At 63.5% G+C, this 5,929-nt stretch carries 2 protein-coding genes; both read left to right on the top strand.

All coding sequences use genetic code 11. The annotated features are described in order from the left end of the window. The first annotated feature begins 184 nt into the window (after window positions 1-184). Entirely contained in the window at window positions 185-5,338 is a 5,154-nt protein-coding gene (locus TR48_RS35465; protein WP_152628357.1) for a polymorphic toxin-type HINT domain-containing protein, read from the top strand. Window positions 5,339-5,374: 36 nt separating this feature from the next. Further along, a complete protein-coding gene (locus TR48_RS35460) occupies window positions 5,375-5,791 on the top strand; it encodes a hypothetical protein (RefSeq protein ID WP_042374702.1) in 417 nt (138 codons plus the stop codon). The last annotated feature ends 138 nt before the right edge of the window (window positions 5,792-5,929 follow it).

The following is a 5,929-nucleotide window of genomic DNA, read 5'->3' as shown; positions in this document are numbered from 1 at the left end:
GATCACCACCGAGCAGTGGAACGGCACCGGCGGCAGCACGCCGTACAACACGGTCGACAGCTATGCGCTCACCCAGACGATCCCGACCACCGGCACGTACAACACCTCCACCCTGCAACTGGACGCCGTCACCCGCACCGGCAGTGACACCACGGCCGGCGGTTCCGCGGTCACGCTCCCGCAGGTGTCGTTCGGCTACCAGATGATGGCGAACCGGGTCAACTACACCACCGGGACCGGCTCGGGCCTCGGGCCGTTGAACCGGTACCGCCTCAACACGATCACCACCGAAGCCGGCAGCGTCATCAGCGTCACCTACGAGCTGGTCAACCCCTGCACCCCGACCAGCATCACCAACCTCACCCCGTCCTCCAACACGGCCTCCTGCTTCCCCGTGGAATGGACGCCGCAGGGCAATAGCCAGCAGATCCTGGACTGGTTCAACAAGTACGTCGTCCAGTCGGTGTCGCAGTCCGACCTATCGGGCAAGTCGCCGGGCCTTTTCTCGCAGTACGACTACGTCGGCGGTGGAGCATGGCACTACGACGACAACGAGACGGTCAAAGCCAAGTACCGCACGTACGGGCAATGGCGCGGCTACGGCGACGTGCAGACCCTGACCGGCCAAGGCGTCGACCCGGTCACCGAAGCCGAGGACTGGTACTACCGCGGCATGGACGGAGACTGGCTCTCCTCCACGTCCACCCGCTCCATCACCCTGAAGGACTCCCAGGGCGGCAGCCACACCGACAGTAACCAACTCGCTGGTGACGTCCTGGAATCCACCGCCTACACCTACAACGGCGGCCCGGTCGACCACTCCACCATCAACTCCTACTGGGTCTCACCGGCCACCGCCACCCGCACCCGCTCCGGCCTGCCCGACCTCACGGCGAACGCCGTCGACCAGGTCGAGACCTGGAACCGCCAAGCCGTCACCTCCGGCTGGCACTCTACAGAGATCGACATCAGCTACGACACAAGCACGACATCAGCGACCTTCGGGTTGCCGTTGTTCAGCTACAGCCACGGTGACCTCTCCCTGGCTGGCGGCGCGAACTCGCAGGAAACCTGCACCCAGACCACCTACGCCCCCGCGAACACCAGCGCCAACCTCGTCGGTCTGGTCGCCGAGACCGAGACCGACGACAAGCCCTGCGGCGGCATCTCCCCCGCCGGCGCTTCAGCGCCCACCGCGGCGCAGACCAACGCGCTGGCGGCACCGACGTCGCTGAACAAGGCCACCGACGTCATCTCGGACACTCGCACCTTCTACGACAACCCGGCCATGGCCACCACCTGGCCCCAACCTGCCTCGCCAGCATGGCCCCAGGCCGCCCCCACCGCTGGCGACGCCTCCGTCATCCAGGTCGCCAACGGCTACAACAACGGCGCATTCACCTACCAGACCAAGAACACAAGCACCTACGACGGTTACGGCCGCGTCACCGCGGCCTATGACAGCAACGGCAACAAGACCGCCAGCACCTACAGCGACACCGCGTACCTGACCACCACGGCGGTCAAGACCACCAACGCGCTCAACCAGAGCACAACTACCACTCTGGACCCCGAGCGCAGCGAGCCGACCTCGGTCGCCGACTCCAACAACGTCGTGACCACCATGCACCTGGACGGCCTCGGCCGCAGGATCGCTGTGTGGCAGAACTCCCGCTCCACCGGCTCCGCAGCGAACCTGCTCTACAGCTACAGCTACCCCGCCTCCGGCACGACCGCGCCAGTCGTGGTCACTACCCAGACCTTGAACGAGGAGTCCCACTACGCGACCTCCACCACGCTGTACGACGCGCTGATGCGGGTGCGCCAGACTCAAGCCACGGCGGTGTCGACCACCCCAGGACGGGTCATCACCGACACTTTCTACGACAGCCACGGCTGGGTCACCAAGACCAACAACAACTACTACGACAACACGTCCGCGCCGAACGGCACCCTGGTCACCGTCGCGGACAACCTCTCCCAGCAGCAGACCCTGACCAGCTTCGACGGCCTGGGGCGGCCCACCGTCGTAACGTCGCAGGACGACCAGCAGGTCAAGGCCACCGCCTACACCCAGTACCTGGGCGACCGCACCATCACCGTGCCGCCCACCGGGGGAACCGCCACCGCCAAGGTGGTCGACGCGCTCGGCCGCACCACCGAGACCGACCAGTACTCCACGGCACCCACGGTCAATACTTCGACGACCGGCGGATTCACCACCGCCTCGGTCACCGGCGGCACCGCCGACGCCACCAAGTACACCTTCAACCCCCAGGGCCGTGACTACCAGACCATCGACCCCAACAGCGACACCTGGTCCACCGGCTACAACTTCCTCGGCCAGCCGGTCACCAAGACCGACCCCGACGCGGGCACCAACGCCACAGCAACGGTGTACGACTCCAACGGAAACGTGCTGCAGACGACCGACTCCGCCTCACCTGCGCACACGCTGTCCTACACCTACGACGCGCTGAACCGGAAGACCGCCGAATACGACGCACCCGTCACAGGCCAGACGCCCGGCAACGAGGTCGCCTCCTGGGTGTACGACAACAGCAACAGTGTTCCTGGTGTCAACGACGCCATCGGCCACCTGACCACCGAGACCTCATACACCCCGGCCGGCACCTTCACGATGCAGGCCAAAAGCTTCAACGTGTTCGGCGAGTCCCTCGGCGAGACCTACACCGTCCCCGCCAACGGCACCCTGCCCACCACCTACGCCTACCTGCACACCTACAGCACCGTGAATGGCCTGCCCAAGGCAACCCTCATCCCGGCAGCCGGCGGCATGGCCTCTGAAACGCTCACCACCGGCTACTGCGGCCAGGGCCCCTTCGACCTCCCCTGCACGCTGAACGGCACCAACGGCTACGCCCAATCCGTCGCTTACACCTTCCTTGGCCAGATCGCTCAGCAGGTCATCGGGTCCTCCACTAACAAGGCCACCGTCACCAACACATGGGACCCCAACACCGAGGCGCTGAAAGACCAGAACGTCGTCAACAACGCCGTCTCCTCGACGCCGATGGACGACATCAGCTACAGCTACGACCCGTCCGGGAACATCACCTCCCAAACGGACATCCGGAACGGCACCAGCACCGAGACCCAGTGCTTCACCTACGATCCGCTCGACCGCCTCACCCAGGCCTGGACCAACAACACGGCCGCCAGCAGCTGCGCCACGCAACCCAGCACCGCCACCATCACTGACGGCATCGCCAGCGGCGCCTACTGGACCACCTGGACCTTTACCGGCGGCCAGAGCAAGATTGGCCAACCCTCCACCCAGGTCCAACACAACCTGACCGGCGGCAGCGACACCACCACCACCTACACCTACGGCGGCAGCGACCTCTCCTGCCCCGGCACAAGCAACGGCGCCCACACCCTCGCCAACGCCAAAACCACCGGCGGCACCACCGCCACGAACACCTACTGCTACGACAACCAAGGCGATACCACCTCACGCACCACGACCAGCGGTCAGCAGACCCTGAAGTGGAACGACGAGGGCAAGCTCTACCAAGCCACCACTGGCAGCAACACCACCACCTACTCCTACGATGCCGACGGCAACGTCATCGAGACAGCCGACCCCGGCTCCATCACCCTGTTCCTGCCCGACCAGCAGGTCACCTACTTCACCAGCGCCAAATCCCTCAACGCGCTGCGCACCTACGCCCTGCCCGGCGGCGGAGCGGCTGTCCTCAACAACGCGAACTACAGCTTCATCCTCACCGACCAGCACGGCACCGCCAGCGTCAGCCTTGACGCCACCGCCAAGAACCCCACCTGGCGGCAGTCCACCCCCTATGGCGCCCCCCGCGGCACCACCCCTGGCAGCGGCTGGCTCGACCCCAACGGCTTCCTGAACAAACACCAGGACACCAACGACCAACTCACCACTGTCGGAGCACGCCAGTACGACCCCACCCTGGGCCGCTTCATCAGCCTCGACCCCGTCCTCGAAGCGGGAACCCAACAGGCCAACGGCTACACATACGCCGGCTCCAACCCCACCACCGACAGCGACCCCACCGGGCTCCACACAGACACAGCCGAGCCGCTGTGTGACGCGGCATGCGTACAGAATGACGAGGAATCCGGTGCACTGGCCAATGAGGGCCTGCGCCAGAAGCAGTACGTGTCGGTCGATTCTGCGCTGCGTGTCCCCAGCAACTTCGGAAACATCAAAGGCTTTGAGAACGCCTACTACGAGATAGCGCGCCGTCTCGCCGACTTGGACGGGACCCTCTCGGCAGTATCCCAGTACCAGGCTGCCATTCAGGCATGCCAGAGCGCCAAGGGGATCTGCACGTCAGTTGAACAAGAGATCTTCATGGGGCTTTGGGCCCACGCTGCTTCACTTATTGCCCTCGAGTCTGGAGCTGGGCTTGATGCTCGGAACCTGAGGCTCCTGCCCGAGGCCGAGAGGCTCCTAGCGGAAGGCGAGGAGGCATCGGGGGGTGTTCTGACCCTGCCGGAGGCATGGTCCGACTACATCCCAGGAGCGGGCTGTAGTTTTGCCCCCGACACGCCAGTTCTTCTGGCCAATGGCCTGACCAAGCCCATCGGTAAGATCAAAGTCGGCGATGTGGTCGAGTCTGCTGATCCAGCCACGGGCAAGGAACAGGGCGGACGAGCCGTCCAGCACATTTGGATCAACCACGACAGCGACCTCCTCGACCTCACCATCAACGATGGGCATGGTCACAAATTCGTCATCCACACCACTGCCAACCACCCCTTCTGGGACGGCACCACCCACACATGGCAGCGTGCCGACCACCTGAAGACCGGCGACAAGCTCGCCAGCACTCACGGCCAGCACCCGTCCGTAGTTGATGCCCGCACGACCCCAGGCACCGCAGACCGTTGGAACCTGACTGTTCAACAACTCCACACGTACTATGTGATGGCTGGCACCACGCCGATCTTGGTGCATAATGCGAACGGCCCATATCTATGTGACCTTCCGGCTTCCGAGGCAAGCGGCGGTCATGCCATGGCGCGTCATGTTGGAAAGGATGATGCATTCCTCTGGGGTCGCAATATCCCGAACGCATCTACATATACAGATCTCGGCGCAGCGACCAGGGAAACCCAGGCCAACCTGGACGCTCACACTGCTGATATTCAGGCCTGGCTCTCTGGGAGTAGCCCCCAGTTGCCGATTCGCAGTCCCATCGTGGATCCTGCGGATGCACGAGTTCTCAGTAGGGCAACTGGTGGCGAAGTACCAGGTACAACTATTGTCACGATCCTACGAAGAGATGCGAATATGCCGGACGGGTTCCGAATTCACACCTCGTACGTTGATCCGTGATCTGAATGAGTTCATTTGCAAGTGAGAGGGCATGGCATGTCAGGCGGAGAGAAGCTGCTGATCAGCGACCTTGGTGCGCTTCAGCAGCTTGACCTGAGCGCATTTCCTGCTGCGGCTGACTTCGAGATTGAGCTAACGTCCAGTGATGGCGGTTCCTCGATTCGGTTCGCTGACCACGGCCTGAATGTGATCATCGAATTCCCTTGGTGGGAGGATGTGGCGTCGGAGATCGCTCAATGGTCTCTCGCTGATATTCCCAGCGGTTCGATTGATTCGCCGTATTGGGATATGGATCAGGGCTGGCATGTTGCTATCTGGCAGGCTGGCGATTTGGTCTACATCGCGCAGGGTGGGGAAATTGAAGGCGAGTACGAGCGCTGGTTTGCGGTGCCGAACTCCATCTACCGTGCGGAGTGGGAAAGGGTCATTCGACTAGCGTCTTCTCGTGATTAGCTAGAGCGGATCGCTCGGCTAGACTGTTAAGCACAGTGGCCCCATCGGAAACAAATCCGGTGGGGCCACTGTGGCGTGTGGGGTGGTTTGACGGCAACGCTGACGGCAACGTCAGTGGACGGTGATCCCACATTGCGC

The organism is Streptacidiphilus neutrinimicus, assembly GCF_000787815.1.
GTDB lineage: Bacteria > Actinomycetota > Actinomycetes > Streptomycetales > Streptomycetaceae > Streptacidiphilus > Streptacidiphilus neutrinimicus.
The sequence above is the reverse complement of the archived record's forward strand: the minus strand, read 5'-3'. Positions and strand labels throughout refer to the sequence as shown.